We start from the raw sequence: 14,466 nt of genomic DNA on the forward strand, positions 1-14,466 counted from the left end.
CGTGAAATATCAGGATGCGTGGCCGTCGGGGCTGCCGATCGGCGACGGGTGGGTCGAGACGGCCACCGAGACCGACGTGATCTTCCCGTACGACGGCTCGGCGGTGATGCCCGCGCCCGTCGGGGACGCCGGTCTGGCCGCGCGGGCGGTCGAGGAGGCGCTGGCGGTCGCGCCCGCGATGGCGGCGCTGCCCTCGCACGCCCGCCGCCGCGCGCTCATGGCCGCCCACGACGCGCTGGCCGCCCGGCGCGAGGAGGTCGAGCACCTGCTCGTGCTGGAGACCGGCAAGCCGCTCGTCGACTGCCGGGTCGAGGTGGCGCGCACACTGGTCACGCTGGTCACGGCCGCCGAGGAGGTGGCCAGGCTGCACGGCGAGACCGTCCCGCTGGACCTGCTGCCCGCGGGCGAGGGGCTGGTCGGGTTCTGGACCCGGCGGCCGATCGGGGTGGTCGTCGGCATCACCGGCTTCAACTACCCCCTGCTGCTGGCCGCCCACAAGATCGCCCCCGCGGTGGCCGCCGGCTGCCCGGTGATCGTCAAGCCCGCCCCGGCGACGCCGCTCGCCACGCTCTGGCTGGTGCACCTGCTGCGCGAGTCCGGCGCGCTGCCCCCGGCCGCGGTGCAGCTCGTCACCGGTGACGTCGAGGTGGGCCGGACCCTGGTGGAGGACCGGCGGATCGGGGCCGTCTCGTTCACCGGCTCGGCCGCCGCCGGGCACGCCATCGCCCGCAACGCCGCCCCCACGAAGGTGCTGCTGGAGCTCGGCTCGAACGCCGCCCTGGTGGTGGCCGCCGACGCCGACCTGGAGGCCGCGGCCGACGCGGTGGTGCGCGGCGGCTACTACGCCTCCGGCCAGGCGTGCATCTCGGTGCAGCGGGTGCTGGTCGAGGAGCCGGTGGCGGCCGAGTTCGGGGAGCTGCTGGCGGCCCGGATGAAGGACGTGGTGGTGGGCGACCCGCGGCAGCCCGAGACCCGGGTGGCCCCCCTCATCGACCCGGCCTCCTCCGACCGGGTGCTCGACTGGGTCGCCTCCTCCGGGGCCGAGGTGGTGACGGGCGGCGTGCGCGACGGCCGCGCCATCGCGCCCACGCTGCTCGCCGGGGTGCCCGACGGGGCCGCCGCGTGGGACGAGGAGATCTTCGGGCCCGTCGTGTGCGTGCGCGAGGTGCCCGACCTGGAGGCCGCGTTCGCCGCGGTCAACGCCTCCCGGTACGGGCTGCACGCCTCGGTGTTCACCCGCTCCCTGGCCACCGCGTTCGCCGCCATCGAGCGGATCGAGGCCGGGGGAGTGGTGGTCAACGAGGTGCCGGGGTTTAGGGCCGACAACATGCCGTACGGGGGCGTCAAGGACTCCGGCGTCGGCCGGGAGGGCCCCCGGTTCGCGATCGAGGAGCTCACCGTGACCCGGATGGCCATCATCCGGCCCTGAGCCCGCCGGGCGTGACAGGCGTCCGGCAGCGCTCTGACAGGGCGGGGCGGCACCCTCGTGGTCCAGGAGGTGTTCGCCGATGATGTTCGTCGAACTGTTCACGCCGTGGGGAAACCTGGATGCCACGGGACGCCGTCTCGTCGCCGGGCGTCTGGGGAGCCTGTGCGAGCTGACCGGGGGAGGCGCCCCGGTGGGAGACGGCACGGCCGAGGTCTTCCGGTCGATGTTCCAGGTGGTGGTGCACGAGCCGGAGGTGTGGGTGGCCGGCGACCGGCCGCTCGGCCCTGCCGACCGGCCGCATTACCTGGTGCGGGTGTACGTGCCGGGTCCTTGGCGCAAGGACATGAGCCACACGGTGATCGAGTACGTCACCAGGGTGATCAACGAGGTGGACGGCGGGAACCCGGCCGTGCAGGTCCACGTGCTGGGCGTACCGGAGGGCGGGATCGGCCTCGACGGGCGGGCGAGGACGTCCGCCGAGATCGTGGATCTGCTCAGCGAGCCGCACCAGGCGGAGCTCGGCGCGGGCCGGGCCGCTCGGGATCCCCTCTGCGGGGTGATCGTGCCCCTCGGCGACGACGCCATCACGCTGGAGGCCGACGGCACGCTGCACGCGTTCTGCTGCGCCGGCTGCCGGGACGCCTACGTCGGCAGGCGGGAGCGGGCGGACCGGGCCTGACGCGCCGCGAACCGCCCGGTCCTGGTCCGCCGTCAGTTGGGCGGGTCGAAGCGGCCGTCCACCGCCGTCCAGCCGCCGTCGACGTGCAGCACGGAGCCCGTGACGAAGCTGGCGGCGTCGCTCGCCAGATAGACGACCGCGCCCGTCATCTCCTCGGCGGTGGCCCAGCGGCCCAGCGCGCTCTTGGCCGCGTACGCGTCGTACCAGCCCGGGTTGTCCTTGATCTGCCGGGTGAGCGGCGTCTCCACCACGCCGGGGGCGATCGCGTTCACCCGCACCCCGTGCGGCCCGAACTCGGCCGCCGCGGTGCGCAGCAGCTGCACCAGCCCGGCCTTGGTGGCCGAGTAGACGCCCTGGCCCGGCTCGGTGACGGAGGCGCGGATGGAGGCGAAGCCGATGATGGACCCCCGGCCGCGCGCCACCATGCCCGCCCCGAACGCGCGCACCACCTCGAACGAGGCTTTCAGGTTGAGGTCCACGACCCGCTGGAACTCCTCGGCCGTGTAGTCCAGCAGCCGCTTGCGCACGTTGGTCGCCGCGGTGAACACCAGCACGTCGGGTTCGAGCTCGGCGCCCGCGGCGTGCACGGCGGCGCCGTCGAGCACGTCGAGCGGCCGGGCCGTGCCGCCGCAGCGGGCCGCCGTCTCCTCGGCCGCGGGCAGGTCGCGGTCGGCGCACACCACCGACGCGCCGTGCGCGGCCAGCGCCAGGGCCGCCTCCCTGCCGATGCCGCTCCCGGATCCGATGACCACCGCACGCCGCCCGTCGAGGCGGAACAACCGCTCGTATGCCGTCATGGCAGCACCTTAGTCACTGGTCAGACCAGTGCACCAGGTGGTCCCGCATGGCGGGACGCCTCCCACTCCTCCCGGAGCAGCTCGTACTCGACCTCGCCGTGCTCCGCCCCGTCGATCGGGTCGTCCCAGTCCTCCCAGAAAGTCCGTACGTGCCGGAGGCCGCACTTCTCCATGACCCGGCGCGAGCCCAGGTTCACCGCCATCGTCTGGGCGTAGACCCGGCGCGCCCCCAGCTCGGCGAACGCCCGCTCGATCAGCCGCAGCGCCCCCTCGGTCGCGTATCCGCGGCCCCAGCACGCCCGGTGCAGCCGGTAGCCCAGCTCCAGCTCGCCCTCGGCACCCGGACGCAGGTGGAACCAGCCGGCGAAGGCGCCGGTGCGCCGCTCCTCGGCGGCCAGGAACCCCGACGCGATGAGCCGGGGGAGCGTCTCGCGCTCGATCGTCTCGCGCGGCGTCGGCCGGCCGCCGTTGAGGAAGCGCATGACCTCGGGGTCGTTGTTCAGGCGGAACAGCTCGTCGGCGTCGCCGGGGGTGAGGGGGCGCAGGATCAGTCGTTCGGTGTGCATCCGGCACACGGTAATCGCGGGCCGCGGGCCCCTTCGACGGGTTTTCCGCGGGCCGCCCCGGGCTCAGGAACGCGTCTTGGGGCTGCGCCTGACGTGCACCGGCTCGCCGACCGCCACCATCCGGTAGAGGCGTTCGGAGACGGACATGGGGACGCGCACGCAGCCGTGCGAGCCCGGCCACGACGGCACCCGCCGGGAGCCGTGCATCGCCACCCCGCCCACGAAGTACAGCGAGTTGTACATCGAGCCCAGCGGGCCCTTCGTCCAGCCCGCCGCGCGCTTGAACACCTTGAAGTCGCCGATCGGGGTTTGGGCGACGCGGCAGCGGCCGCCCTCGCAGAACCGCACGCCCGCGCCCGTCGAGGCGTGCGAGATCAGCACCGGCCGCCTGGCCCGGTACACCACCAGGAGCTGGCGGCGCAGGTCGATCTCGACCCGGTCGGCCGCGCCGCTCCCGACCAGCGGGCGCAGCTTCCTGGGACGCTCCAGCCGCTTCCAGACGGCCGCGTCGACGACGTTCGAGAGACGCATGCCCTGGCTCTTCCTGAACGCCCAGACCGCGAAGCGGGTGTCCTTGTCGTAGACGCCCGCCGCCTTGCTCCACAGGTAGCCCTGCCGGCGCAGCCCCTGCTGGAGCCGCTTGACGTCCTCGCCCCGGTCGCCGGGGCGCAGCACGGCCCTGTCGTCGTCCGGCGCCGCCGTCGCGGTGCGGGGAAGGGCCTGGGGAATCGCGAGGCACAGCACGAGCACGAGAATGCGGCAGGCGTTGATCATAGAGGCAACCGTATCCCGTGAAGGGAAATGGCGGGCCCGTCGAATGGTCGCATTCTGTAAAGAGCAAAGCAGGGCGAATTCGGACAATAAGGGTTACCGCTTCTTTGGTTCCCCTGAATGGAATTTCTTTAACCGGAATTGCTGAGTGGCGAGATAGTCGGGAACGGCGGCACGGGTATGTTCGCCGCTGTCGCGAGGCTTTCGAGAGAGCCCGCTTCCAGATCGATGAACCATGAACGGAAACGATCGCCCATGAACATTGAAAGCCCTGTCCGCGCTGCCAAGAGGGTCGCCGGTCTGGCGCTTGCGGCCGCCGCCGCGGGTGCCCTGCTCCTCCCGGCGGCCCAGGCCGGCGCGGCCACCGGCCAGGTGGCCGGCACCGCCGCCGTCGTGCACGAGAAGCCGGTCCTGTGCAAGCATCGCCACAAGTGCAAGCACCGCCGCTGCCACCACGGGTGCGGTCATCACCGCTGCCACCGGTGCGGTCACCACCACCACCATGGCCACTGGGGACACCGGCACCACCACTGGGACAAGCACAAGTACAAGCACGACCACGACGACCACGATTACGACCACGACAAGCCGAAGTGGGAGCCCCGCGACTACGACAAGAAGAAGTGGGAGAACCGCGACCACGGCAAGAAGAAGTGGGATTACCGCGGCCATGACCACGGCTTCGGCTACGCCAAGCACCACAACCACCACAAGCCCTGGTGGCTGTGGCCGGACTTCGGCATGGGCGACCAGTGGTGGGGCGAGCACGACAACGACTAGAACCCGCCGTTTGTAAATAGCGCGCGAAATGCCGCACCCGTCGCGACGGGTGCGGCATTTCGCGTTCCCAGGAGGGCTTGACGCGCGGCCGAAGGGAAGTCATCCTGTGATGAATTAAAGGGGGAGCCCATGCGCAGGACATCGGCCGCGATCGGCAGCGCGATCTTCTTCCTCGCCGCCCCGTGCGTCGTCGCGGGTCTCGGCCCCTGGTGGGTCTCCGGCTGGGAGGCGCGCTCGCCGCTGCCCGGCGCCTGGATGATCCCCCTCAGGGTGGCGGGCGCGGCGCTGATCCTGGCCGGCGCCGCCGTTGTGGTGGACGCGTTCGTCCGGTTCGTCGCCGAGGGCTCCGGGACGCCCGCCCCGATCGCCGCGCCCGGCCGGCTGGTCGTCGGCGGTCTCTACCGCTACGTGCGCAACCCCATGTACGTGGGCGTCCTGGCGGCGATCGTGGGGCAGGCGCTGCTGTTCGGCGACGGCGGGCTGGTCGTCTACGCGACGGTGGCCGGCGCGGCGATGGGCGGCTTCGCCCACTGGTACGAGGAGCCGCGCCTGCTCGCGCAGTTCGGCGACGACTACGAGCGCTACCGCCGCGCGGTGCCCGGATGGTGGCCCCGGGTCAGGCCGTACCACCCCTGACGACGCTCACTCCAGCGGCTGCCCGAGGCGCAGCATGCGCCGGTCGCCGCGCACGGTCACCTCGCTCACGGTCCACCTGCACTCGTCGACGACGGTGCCGTCCATGGTCATGTAACCGCCGACGACCAGCAGCGGGCGGCCGCCGAACAGGACCAGCTCGGCCCGGGCCTCGGTCTCGTCGCCGAACTGCAGGATGAAGTCGTCGTAGTCCAGGGGGGCGTCCAGGATCATGCCGGACGCCAAGCGGGGGCTCGAGGTCTGGAACAGGTGCACGTTCACGGCCGCTCACTACCCGGATTCCGGGCGATCGTGCGCTCTGTGGCGGTGAGATGGGGAAATGCGATGAAATGTCTCCATCCCGAAAGGTTGGAGTATCTGTGCCCCTGTTTGATCTGCCGCTCGATCAACTCCGCGACTACCGGCCCGACCGTGACGAGCCGGCCGACTTCGACGCGTTCTGGTCCCGCACGCTCGCCGAGGCCCGGGAGTTCGCGCTGGACGCCGAGTTCACCCCGTACGAGCTGCCGTTCGCGCACGTGGACGTGTACGACGTGTCGTTCGCCGGCTGGGGCGGCCACCGGATCAACGGCTGGTTCCTGCTCCCGCGCGACGCGGCGGGACCGCTGCCGTGCGTCATGCACTACATCGGCTACAGCGGCGGGCGCGGCTTCCCGCACGACCACCTGATGTGGCCGGCGGCCGGGTACGCGGTGTTCGTGATGGAGACGCGCGGCCACGGCGGCGCCAACGTGCAGTCGCCCGGCGCGACGGGCGACCCGCACGGCGCGGACGGCCCGCAGGCCCCCGGCATGATGACGCGCGGGATCATGGACCCGGACGACTACTACTACCGCCGCGTGTTCACCGACGCCGTCCGGGCCGTCGACGCGGCCGTGGCCCACCCGGCCGTGGACGCCGGCCGGATCGTGGTCTCGGGTGGCAGCCAGGGCGGCGGCATCGCGCAGGCCACCGCCGCGCTGCACCCGTCGGTGGCCGGCGCGCTCGTGGACGTGCCGTTCCTGTCGCACTTCCGCCGGGCCGTCGAGATCACCGACCGAGACCCGTACCAGGAGCTGGTCCGGTTCCTCGCCACCCGGCGCGACGCCGCGGAGCAGGTGTTCCGCACGCTGTCGTACTTCGACGGGGTCAACTTCGCGGCCCGCGGCAGGGTGCCGGCGCTGTACTCGGTGGCGCTGATGGACTTCGTCTGCCCGCCGTCGACGGTCTTCGCCGCCTACAACCACTGGCAGGGGCCGAAGGAGATCACGGTCTGGCCGTGGAACGGCCACGAGGGCGGGAGCGGCTATCAGCGCGAGGAGCAGCTCCGCTACCTGGCCAAGCTGTTCGCCTGAGTCAAATCCCAGGCGCGAGGCACGCCGCCGGCCCGGCGCATGGCGCGCACCGGGCCCGGCGGCGTGTCGAGTCGCGCGATGCGTCAGCCCGCGCGCTCGGTGACCAGGAAGGACACAGCCCCCTGGTCGTCGGATCCGGCGTCGAGTGACTTGTCGTCCAGCACCGTCGCGGCCACCGGGTCGAGATAGACGCGGGCGCCCTCCGATTCCACGACCGCGTCCGCCGGCTCGGGCGCCGTGGCCAGCGAGAGGGTGAGCGAACTGGCGTCGTCACCGCTGGACGCGATGCGGATGCCGCTCTGCGCCGGCTCCGGCGCGCCCTCGGTGAGACTGCGGATCGCCTGGGCTGCGTTGGCTGTCAGGGTGAGCACTATGGCTCCTCCTCGGTTCGACGTACAGGAGTGGCCTGCCATGCCCGCTGTCGCTCCGCCCTAACCTTCGCGGCCGGTTCTTTTACCGGTGAACCGGCGTGGCGTGGCTGGCCGTGACGGTCGGACGCGCTTTGATGACTGTCCGTCATCATCTCGCCACATACCGCCGGGGGTATCGTCATGCCTGTTTCACGCCCGTACCTCGCCCTGCTCCTCGCCGCCGCGACCGCCGTCACCGGCTGCAACGGCGGCACCAGCACCTCCGCAGGCCTGGCCTCGCCGGCCTCGCCCACCGCCACGTCCCCGGGCACGGGGGAGGCCACCCCCGCGCCCTCCGACCAGGACCGGATCTGGCTGCGCGAGATCCACCAGGGCAACCTGGCGGAGATCCAGGCCGGAGACCTGGCCGAGGGCAAGGGCACCGCCCCCGAGGTCAAGCAGTTCGGCGCGATGCTCGTCAAGGACCACACCAAGCTCGACCAGGAGGTGGTGCGGACCGCCGAGCAGCTCGACGTGAAGCTGCCCAAGGCCGCCTCGAGCGCGCAGAAGGAGGTCCTGGCCGAGCTCCGTGAGGCCTCGCGCGCCGACTTCGACGAGGAGTTCGTCACCGCCATGCGCAAGGCGCACGAGAAGGCCGTGGCCGCGACCAAGACCGAGATCGAGCAGGGCACCTCACCCCAGGTCAAGCAGCTGGCGGAGCAGGCGCTCCCGGCGCTGGAGCGGCACCTCGACGAGCTCGAGAAGATCCCCGGCGCGGGCACCCCGGCTCCCGACAGCGGCACCCCCGCGCCCGGGAACTCGTAAGGCGCCGACCCCGAATTACGGCAAAACATCCCCCGACCGCGTGCGTTTGTGCAGGTACGGGGGTATTTGTCCGTCTTGAGCCACCTGCCGGCCCGGCGAAGCGGCCGGCGGTACGACCAATTCGGGGGAATCGTCGTGGCCATGCAAACAGAGATCCGGAGCCTGTTCGACTGTGACGTCATCGGTTCGGACGGTCAGCATGTCGGCAAGGTCGGCCAGGTCTACCTCAGCGACCGCACGGGGGACCCGGAATGGGTCACGGTGCGTACCGGGCTGTTCGGTATGAAGCAGACCTTCGTGCCGCTGACCGGTGCGCGCCGGACCGGGGAGGAGCTCCGGGTCCCGTTCGACAAGGAGACCATCAAGGGCGCGCCCAACATCGACGTGGACGACCGCCTGACCCTGGAGGAGGAGGCGGGGCTCTACCGCTACTACGGCATGCAGCCGTCCACCATCCCCTCGCAGCGCAGGCCCGAGGGAGAGACCGGGACCGGCGCCACCGGCGCCACCGGCGCCACCGGCACGACGGGCACTGCCGGCAGGACGGGCGCGGCGACCGGTCACGAGCCGCGCGGCATGCGCGGCCAGGGCGAGCGCGACGTCGACATGACCCGGTCCGAGGAGCGGATGCACGTCGGCAAGGAGAGGAGAGAGGCGGGCCACGTGCGGCTGCGCAAGTACGTGGACACCGAGGACGTCCAGGAGAGCATCCCGCTGGAGCGCGACGAGGTCGTCATCGAGCGCGAGCCGATCACCGGCGGCACGCCCCTGGAGGGGCGCGACCTGGAGGAGGACGAGGAGTCCATCACCCTGTACGAGGAACGCCCGGTCATCGGCAAGGAGACCACGCCCGTCGAGCGCGTGCGCCTGCACAAGGAGAAGGTCCGCAGGGACGAGACGGTGCACGGGACGGTCCGCCGGGAGCGCTTCGAGGTCGACCAGGACGGCACGACCATCGACGAGCTCGCGGGCGACGAACGCGAGGGGCGCAAGGGACCGGAGGGCCGCGAGGGCCGCGGCCACGACGGGCGCGGGCACAACGGGCGGCACGAGCGCTGACGCTCTCCGGCTCCGCCCGGATGTCAGGCGAGGGTGCGTGATCGCGCCCTCGCCTTCACATGGTGAAAGAACTCCCATAGAGAAAGATCCGGTCGCTAATCCCCGAAAACGGCCGGGACTGATCGAGTTCGCGGGGCGTGACGGCCCGTTACTCGGTGGTCTCTCTCTTACCCTCCCGCAGGGTAGCCGCGCCTGACCTTCGGGTTAGGTGCCGCAGGGCCCTGCCGTGCGCCCTTCTGAAGGCGGAATCCCCTTTCCGAGCACCAGCGGAACGGTTTCGGACGCCCGTGCGCGGCGGTGGACGGACGCGCCTGGAGGGTCCTGCGGGTCGCCGGGTGGTCAACGGGCGGATCCCAACGCATTCGTTAAGTAGCAGTTGACAGCTAGGCGGTAAATGGCAGGATCAGGGCGGAACAATTAGTTCAGGGTTTACAGAGCACTTCTGCGATGTCGTGAAGTGGGAGGTGGCCGGCCAGATGAGCGTTACCCCCGACGGCACCGCACCGACGTCACGGCCGACCGCGACCCAGGACCCGTTCGGTAGGAGCCCCGCCATGCACGTCCACCCCGACTACCGCCATCCCTATGACGGCGACCGGCAGCCGCCCAGGCCGCGTCTTGCCGTCTACGACCACCTGGACGAGACCGCCGTACCGGAGCAGACCGAGGCCGACACGCAGGTCACCGAGCGGCTGTGGCAGATCCGGGAGATATCCAACAGGGCCATCGGGTCGATCGACGACCTGCTCAAGCGCACCGCCTGATCGCGAACCACGAGGGGGGAGACCCGGCGAAGCGGCCGGTGACCCGCGGGGAATGTCTCGGCTCACCAAGGAGTGTCATGCAAGGTCACACGCGACTGGCGTCAGCAGTACGCGATGTCGGAGCACACCGCGCGCGAATGATCGCGGGCGTCGCGCGGCCCCAGAACGTCGACGAGGTGCGTGCCGTGGTACGGCGGGCAGCCGTCGAGGGGCGCCGGTTATATCCGCTGAGCACCGGGCGCAACTGGGGCATGGGCTCCGGCGTCCCGGCCAAGGACGAGAACGTGGTCGTCGACCTCAGCGCCATGAACCGCATCCGCAGTCTCGACCTGGAGAACGGCTTCGCCGTCATCGAGCCCGGCGTGACCCAGCGCCAGCTCGCCGAGGAACTGCGCGACACCGATTGGCTGCTCAACGTCACCTCGTCGTGCGCCGACACCTCCGTGGTCGGCAACGCGCTGGAGCGCGGCGACGGCTCGATCCGCTCCCGCGTCCACGACCTCGTCGGGGTCGAGGCCGTGCTCGCCGACGGCAGCCTCGTCAGCACCGGCGGGCTGGACCACTGGGGCCGCTATCGCGGCCACGTCGCCGGACCCGACCTGACCGGCGCGTTCGTCCAGCACAACCTCGGCATCGTCACCGCCGGCGTCATCGCGCTGGTGCCCCGCCCGCAGGCGATCGGGCTGGTGCACGCCCGCATCCCGCGCGACCAGGCCGGCCGGGCCGTGGGCGCCGTGGGATCGTTCCTGCGCCGCGGCAACCCGGCCGAAGGCCTGCTGCGGGTGCGCGAGCTGTCGCTGACGCCCAGCCGCGGCGGCTGGATGCTCCCCGACGGGGTGGACCCGGAACTGCTCACCATCATCGGCCCGCTGCTCGGCAGCGGCGAGACCGTGCGCCTGGCCGAGGAACTGCTCCGCAAGCACCTGCTGGAGGTCGAGGGCGCCGAGGGGCTGCGCGTCCTGGACGCCACCGCGGTGAGCCCCGACGACCCCCTCTACCCGCGGGCCCTCATGGCCCAGGGCATCCCCACCTGCATGAGCGTGCACAACGCGCTCGGCGTCAGCTCCTGCGACGAGGTCGACACCGGGCCGATCGGCTTCCTCGCGCTGCTGCCCAAGCTCCCGATGGACGAGATCTCCACCGAGAACCTCCTGACCGTGCTCCGCGCGGCCGTCGAGTGCAACGGCACCGCGGCCATGATGGAGTGGAACATGGTCAGCAGAAACCTGGCCAACGGCGTCATCCAGATCTTCTTCGACCGGAGCGTGCCCGACGCGCCGGCCCGCGCCCACCGCCTCCGCCAGGACGCCAACGGCCTGCTGCGCGGCTACGGGTGCCCGATCTACCGCTCCGACATCGACAACGCCGCCGCCGACGTCTACGCGCAGTCCTCCACCGCGACCCTGGCCATGCTCTACCGGCTCAAGGGCGCGCTGGACCCGTACGGGATGTTGTCGCCGGGACGCTACAGCGCCTGACGGCACCGGCGGCTGGACAGGAAGGCACGACCGCCGCCCGGTGCGCCGGGCGGCGGGACCGACATCCGGGCTCTCATGGAGGTGGCCACGTTGCGTCAGTCGCCAGTCGTCGAAGTGGGGGCACACCCGGTGGCACGGAAGCCCGCACGAGGGCGCGGCACACTGCTGCGGCTGGTGGGCGCCGGTGTCATGTTCACCGTCATGGCCGACACCACCGCCACCACCCTCGCCGTGGGCCTGATGCAGCACGGCGGCGCCGACAACACGCTGCCGCTGAGCGACCTGCTCTGGCTGACCAGCGCCGCGTTCGTGCCGATCGCCGCCCTGCTCGCCACGGCCGGACGCTGGGCGGACCTGTTCGGCCGCCGCCGCGTGCTGGTCATCGGGCTCGTGATCTTCGTCCTGGGCGGGCTCGCCACGCTCACCGTCCCCGAGTGGTCGATGGTGCTCGCCGCCAGGGCCGCGCAGGGAGTCGGCGCCGCCGCGATGATCCCGGCGAGCCTCGCCGTGCTCCTCGGCGAGCTGCCCGAGCACCAGCGGCGCGGCGCCATCGCGCTGTGGAGCTCCGCCTCCGGCCTCGGCTGCCTGCTCATGCAGGCGGGCGGCGGCTGGCTGGCCACCGGGTTCGGCTGGCGGGCGCTGTTCGCCCCGGTCGTCGTCACCGGCATGCTCCTGCTGCTCGCCTCCACCTGGCTGCCGCCGGGCCTGCCCGCCCGCCGCGACGGGGCGCCGAGGACCCGGCCCGACATGCTGGGCGCGATCCTGCTGGCCGCCTCCATCGGCGCCCTCGTGCTCGCCATCTCCAAGGCGACCACCTGGGGCGCGACCTGCGGCTACCTGGCCGGTGGCGCGCTCGTCCTGCTGGCCCTGGCGCTCCTGCGGTCCCGCAGGCACCGGGTGCCGGCCGTCGACCTGACGCTGTGGCGCCGCCCCGGCTTCGCCTGGGGCTGGCTGGCGACCTGGGGCTTCGGGGTCCTGTCGTACGGCCTGCTCGCGCTGCAGCCGCTCTACCTCCTGCACCTCGGCTTCCCCATGATCGAGGTCGCGCTGTGGCTGACGCCCACCTCCGTCGCCGTGGCGGTCACCGCGTGGCTGGGCGGCAAGGTCGTACGCAAACTGGGCCCGTACGGGCTCATCTACGTCGGCGCCACCGCGTGCGGCGGTTCCTGCGTCGTGGCGCTGGCGCAGAGCGGCCCCACGCTGTGGGGGCTCGCGGCGAGCGTCGGCGTGGGCGTCGGGGTGGGGGCGCTCGCGCCCGGCACCTCCATGGCCACCACCCTGGCCGCCCAGCCGCACCAGTACGCCTCCGCGGTGGGTGCGGCCGTCATGTCCCGCATGGTCGGCGGCGCCGTGGGCGTGGCGACCGTGTCGGTCGTCATCGGCCACCCCTTCATGGTGGGGCCCATGGGCGGGCTGGCCAGCGCGCTGGCCGTGTGCGTGGGCGTCTCCGTGCTGGTCGGCACGATCGCACTGATCAAGATGCTCCGGATGCCGCACGCCACCGGCGAGGTCATGGTGCTGGTGCCGCGCCGGATGCTGCTGGAACTGCGCATGCAGCTGGCCACCGTCGCCGCCGAGGCCGACGCGCTGCTGCCCGCCCAGCAGGCTCCCGGTTACCCAGACGGCTACCCGGCCGCTTATCCAGCCGGGTACCCGGCAGGTCCGCCGCACGCCGTCGCGACCCAGGCCGTCCCGCAGCAAGCCGTCCCGCCGCAGGTGGGACGGGGCCAGGCCCACGCCATGAGGCCCGGCTCGCAACCCCGCGTGCACGGGGGCACGCGTCTCGCAAGAACATCAGAAGGGCTCTGATCATGGCAAGGACGACAACCTGTGACGTAGCGATCGTCGGCGCCGGTCTCGGCGGCTGCTTCCTGGCACTGCTGCTGGGTCGCAACGGTCGCAACGTCGTCGTCGTGGAACAGGGGGCGGCCATCCCGGCCGCCGGCGCCGACTTCGTGAAGCGTCCCGGCATGGGCGTCCTGGCCCGGCACGGGCTGGGCAGCCTGGTGGAACGGCACGCGCTCAAACGCGACATCGTCCGCTACTACCACGACGGCGAGGCGATCCAGGAATGCCGTTACCCCGACGGCTTCCTCATCCGCCCCTACCGCGAACTGGTCGAGGTCATCTACTCGTGCTGCTCGATGGAGGGCGTGGAGTTCTGGTTCGACTCGCGGATCGAGCGCCTGGAGCGCGACGGCGACCGGGTGACCCGGCTGGCCCTGACCGACGGCAGGGAGCTGCGGCCCGACGTGGTCATCGCCGCCGACGGCACCCGCTCGATGGTGCGCCAGGCGCTCGGCATCACCAAGGAGACCACCGCCTACCCGCACATGATGCGGGTGGCCACCGTGCCGCTGACCGCCAGCGTCGCCCGGCTCAACCGGCTGTACTTCAACTCCCGGGGCTGGTTCAGCTACCTGTACCCGGTCAACGAGGAGCAGGCCCGGGTGTTCGTCGGCCTGCCGCTGGAGGACGACCGCGAGGTGTTCGGCGGCGGCCTCGAGGCCGACGTGTTCCGGGACTTCATCACCGAGAACGACGACGCCTACGACGTGCTCGGCCCGGCGCACTGGCAGCAGATCCCGGTGGCGGCCATGCGCGTGCCCGCCTACCACAAGGGCAACGCCGCCCTGCTCGGCTCGGCCGCGTTCGCCTGTCACCCGATGACCGGCATGGGCATGAGCTACACCATGCACGACGCCGAGATCCTCGCCGGGGTCATCTGCGCGGCCGAGGGTGACCCGGCGCTGCTGGAGAAGGGCCTGGAGACCGCGTACGAGCCGCGCAGGCACGCGCACGCCGAGCTGATCGACTACGGCGACGCGCTGGCCGGCACCTTCCACGACAGGGAGACCTACCTGGAGGTGTTCCGGGAGGACCTGCACGTGTTCGGCGACACCGAGCCGACCGGCGGGGGGTTCGTCACCGCACTCCGCTGAGGCGCCCCCGAGCCGATCGGCGGCGGGTTCGTCACCGC

The 14,466-nt window shown here is 71.9% G+C and carries 16 protein-coding genes; 11 read left to right on the forward strand and 5 right to left on the reverse strand.

Annotated features, from left to right (window positions below; all coding sequences use genetic code 11):
• Position 1 precedes the first annotated feature (1 nt).
• Both ACGFI7_RS28035 and ACGFI7_RS28040 read left to right on the forward strand, forming a co-directional pair.
• Positions 2-1,429, forward strand: a complete 1,428-nt coding sequence (locus ACGFI7_RS28035) for an aldehyde dehydrogenase family protein (protein WP_393409697.1) — start codon at positions 2-4, stop codon at positions 1,427-1,429.
• Positions 1,430-1,508: 79 nt separating this feature from the next.
• Entirely contained in the window at positions 1,509-2,108 is a 600-nt protein-coding gene (locus tag ACGFI7_RS28040; RefSeq protein WP_393409699.1) for a YHS domain protein, read from the forward strand.
• Positions 2,109-2,140: 32 nt separating this feature from the next.
• On the opposite strand, the gene ACGFI7_RS28045 is transcribed toward ACGFI7_RS28040, so the two are convergent.
• The 3 genes from ACGFI7_RS28045 to ACGFI7_RS28055 form a co-directional block, all read right to left on the reverse strand.
• Positions 2,141-2,905, reverse strand: a complete 765-nt coding sequence (locus tag ACGFI7_RS28045) for an SDR family NAD(P)-dependent oxidoreductase (protein ID WP_393409700.1) — start codon at positions 2,903-2,905, stop codon at positions 2,141-2,143.
• Positions 2,906-2,925: 20 nt separating this feature from the next.
• On the reverse strand, positions 2,926-3,471 hold the full coding sequence (locus ACGFI7_RS28050; protein WP_393409702.1) for a GNAT family N-acetyltransferase: 546 nt from the start codon (positions 3,469-3,471) through the stop codon (positions 2,926-2,928).
• 63 nt (positions 3,472-3,534) lie between these two features.
• Positions 3,535-4,245: a L,D-transpeptidase family protein gene (locus ACGFI7_RS28055; protein WP_393409704.1), complete on the reverse strand. Its 711-nt coding sequence runs from the start codon at positions 4,243-4,245 to the stop codon at positions 3,535-3,537.
• 252 nt (positions 4,246-4,497) lie between these two features.
• Between ACGFI7_RS28055 and ACGFI7_RS28060 the strand changes: the two genes are divergently transcribed.
• Both ACGFI7_RS28060 and ACGFI7_RS28065 read left to right on the forward strand, forming a co-directional pair.
• A complete protein-coding gene (locus ACGFI7_RS28060; RefSeq protein ID WP_393409706.1) occupies positions 4,498-5,022 on the forward strand; it encodes a hypothetical protein in 525 nt (174 codons plus the stop codon).
• A gap of 129 nt (positions 5,023-5,151) precedes the next feature.
• Positions 5,152-5,658, forward strand: a complete 507-nt coding sequence (locus ACGFI7_RS28065; protein WP_393409708.1) for a methyltransferase family protein — start codon at positions 5,152-5,154, stop codon at positions 5,656-5,658.
• A 6-nt stretch (positions 5,659-5,664) separates the two neighbouring features.
• Here the strand turns inward: ACGFI7_RS28065 and ACGFI7_RS28070 are convergent, their stop codons facing one another.
• A complete protein-coding gene (locus ACGFI7_RS28070; protein WP_393409710.1) occupies positions 5,665-5,937 on the reverse strand; it encodes a hypothetical protein in 273 nt (90 codons plus the stop codon).
• 98 nt (positions 5,938-6,035) lie between these two features.
• On the opposite strand from ACGFI7_RS28070, the gene ACGFI7_RS28075 reads away from it, so the two are divergent.
• Complete coding sequence (locus tag ACGFI7_RS28075; RefSeq protein WP_393409711.1) at positions 6,036-7,010, forward strand: acetylxylan esterase; 975 nt, start codon at positions 6,036-6,038, stop codon at positions 7,008-7,010.
• An 83-nt stretch (positions 7,011-7,093) separates the two neighbouring features.
• Here the strand turns inward: ACGFI7_RS28075 and ACGFI7_RS28080 are convergent, their stop codons facing one another.
• Positions 7,094-7,381 (reverse strand): Fe-S cluster assembly protein HesB, encoded by a 288-nt coding sequence (locus ACGFI7_RS28080; protein WP_393409713.1) that lies wholly within the window; start codon positions 7,379-7,381, stop codon positions 7,094-7,096.
• A 180-nt stretch (positions 7,382-7,561) separates the two neighbouring features.
• Here ACGFI7_RS28080 and ACGFI7_RS28085 point away from each other — a divergent pair, with 180 nt between their 5' ends.
• The 6 genes from ACGFI7_RS28085 to ACGFI7_RS28110 all read left to right on the forward strand — a co-directional run bounded on the left by ACGFI7_RS28085 (position 7,562) and on the right by ACGFI7_RS28110 (position 14,428).
• Entirely contained in the window at positions 7,562-8,185 is a 624-nt protein-coding gene (locus ACGFI7_RS28085) for a DUF4142 domain-containing protein (RefSeq protein WP_393409714.1), read from the forward strand.
• Positions 8,186-8,326: 141 nt separating this feature from the next.
• Complete coding sequence (locus tag ACGFI7_RS28090; protein ID WP_393409716.1) at positions 8,327-9,244, forward strand: DUF2382 domain-containing protein; 918 nt, start codon at positions 8,327-8,329, stop codon at positions 9,242-9,244.
• Positions 9,245-9,720: 476 nt separating this feature from the next.
• Positions 9,721-10,008 carry a hypothetical protein gene (locus ACGFI7_RS28095; protein WP_393409717.1) on the forward strand — a complete coding sequence of 96 codons (288 nt, stop codon included), beginning with the start codon at positions 9,721-9,723 and terminating at the stop codon, positions 10,006-10,008.
• A gap of 137 nt (positions 10,009-10,145) precedes the next feature.
• Positions 10,146-11,486, forward strand: a complete 1,341-nt coding sequence (locus ACGFI7_RS28100) for an FAD-binding oxidoreductase (RefSeq protein ID WP_393409718.1) — start codon at positions 10,146-10,148, stop codon at positions 11,484-11,486.
• A 129-nt stretch (positions 11,487-11,615) separates the two neighbouring features.
• Positions 11,616-13,295: an MFS transporter gene (locus tag ACGFI7_RS28105; protein ID WP_393409720.1), complete on the forward strand. Its 1,680-nt coding sequence runs from the start codon at positions 11,616-11,618 to the stop codon at positions 13,293-13,295.
• A gap of 2 nt (positions 13,296-13,297) precedes the next feature.
• A complete protein-coding gene (locus ACGFI7_RS28110) occupies positions 13,298-14,428 on the forward strand; it encodes an FAD-dependent monooxygenase (RefSeq protein ID WP_393409721.1) in 1,131 nt (376 codons plus the stop codon).
• Positions 14,429-14,466 lie beyond the last annotated feature (38 nt).

The sequence above is a fragment of the Nonomuraea sp. NPDC048826 genome (assembly GCF_043198225.1).
Taxonomy (GTDB): Bacteria; Actinomycetota; Actinomycetes; order Streptosporangiales; family Streptosporangiaceae; genus Nonomuraea.

Coding starts and splice junctions, on each gene's coding strand:
- ACGFI7_RS28100 (WP_393409718.1), top strand. CDS start 10,146: ATGATCGCGGGCGTCGCGCGGCCCCAGAACGTCGACGAGGTGCGTGCC.
- ACGFI7_RS28050 (WP_393409702.1), bottom strand. CDS start 3,471: ATGCACACCGAACGACTGATCCTGCGCCCCCTCACCCCCGGCGACGCC.
- ACGFI7_RS28055 (WP_393409704.1), bottom strand. CDS start 4,245: ATGATCAACGCCTGCCGCATTCTCGTGCTCGTGCTGTGCCTCGCGATT.
- ACGFI7_RS28085 (WP_393409714.1), top strand. CDS start 7,562: ATGCCTGTTTCACGCCCGTACCTCGCCCTGCTCCTCGCCGCCGCGACC.
- ACGFI7_RS28040 (WP_393409699.1), top strand. CDS start 1,509: ATGATGTTCGTCGAACTGTTCACGCCGTGGGGAAACCTGGATGCCACG.
- ACGFI7_RS28060 (WP_393409706.1), top strand. CDS start 4,498: ATGAACATTGAAAGCCCTGTCCGCGCTGCCAAGAGGGTCGCCGGTCTG.
- ACGFI7_RS28045 (WP_393409700.1), bottom strand. CDS start 2,905: ATGACGGCATACGAGCGGTTGTTCCGCCTCGACGGGCGGCGTGCGGTG.
- ACGFI7_RS28065 (WP_393409708.1), top strand. CDS start 5,152: ATGCGCAGGACATCGGCCGCGATCGGCAGCGCGATCTTCTTCCTCGCC.
- ACGFI7_RS28095 (WP_393409717.1), top strand. CDS start 9,721: ATGAGCGTTACCCCCGACGGCACCGCACCGACGTCACGGCCGACCGCG.
- ACGFI7_RS28110 (WP_393409721.1), top strand. CDS start 13,298: ATGGCAAGGACGACAACCTGTGACGTAGCGATCGTCGGCGCCGGTCTC.
- ACGFI7_RS28090 (WP_393409716.1), top strand. CDS start 8,327: ATGCAAACAGAGATCCGGAGCCTGTTCGACTGTGACGTCATCGGTTCG.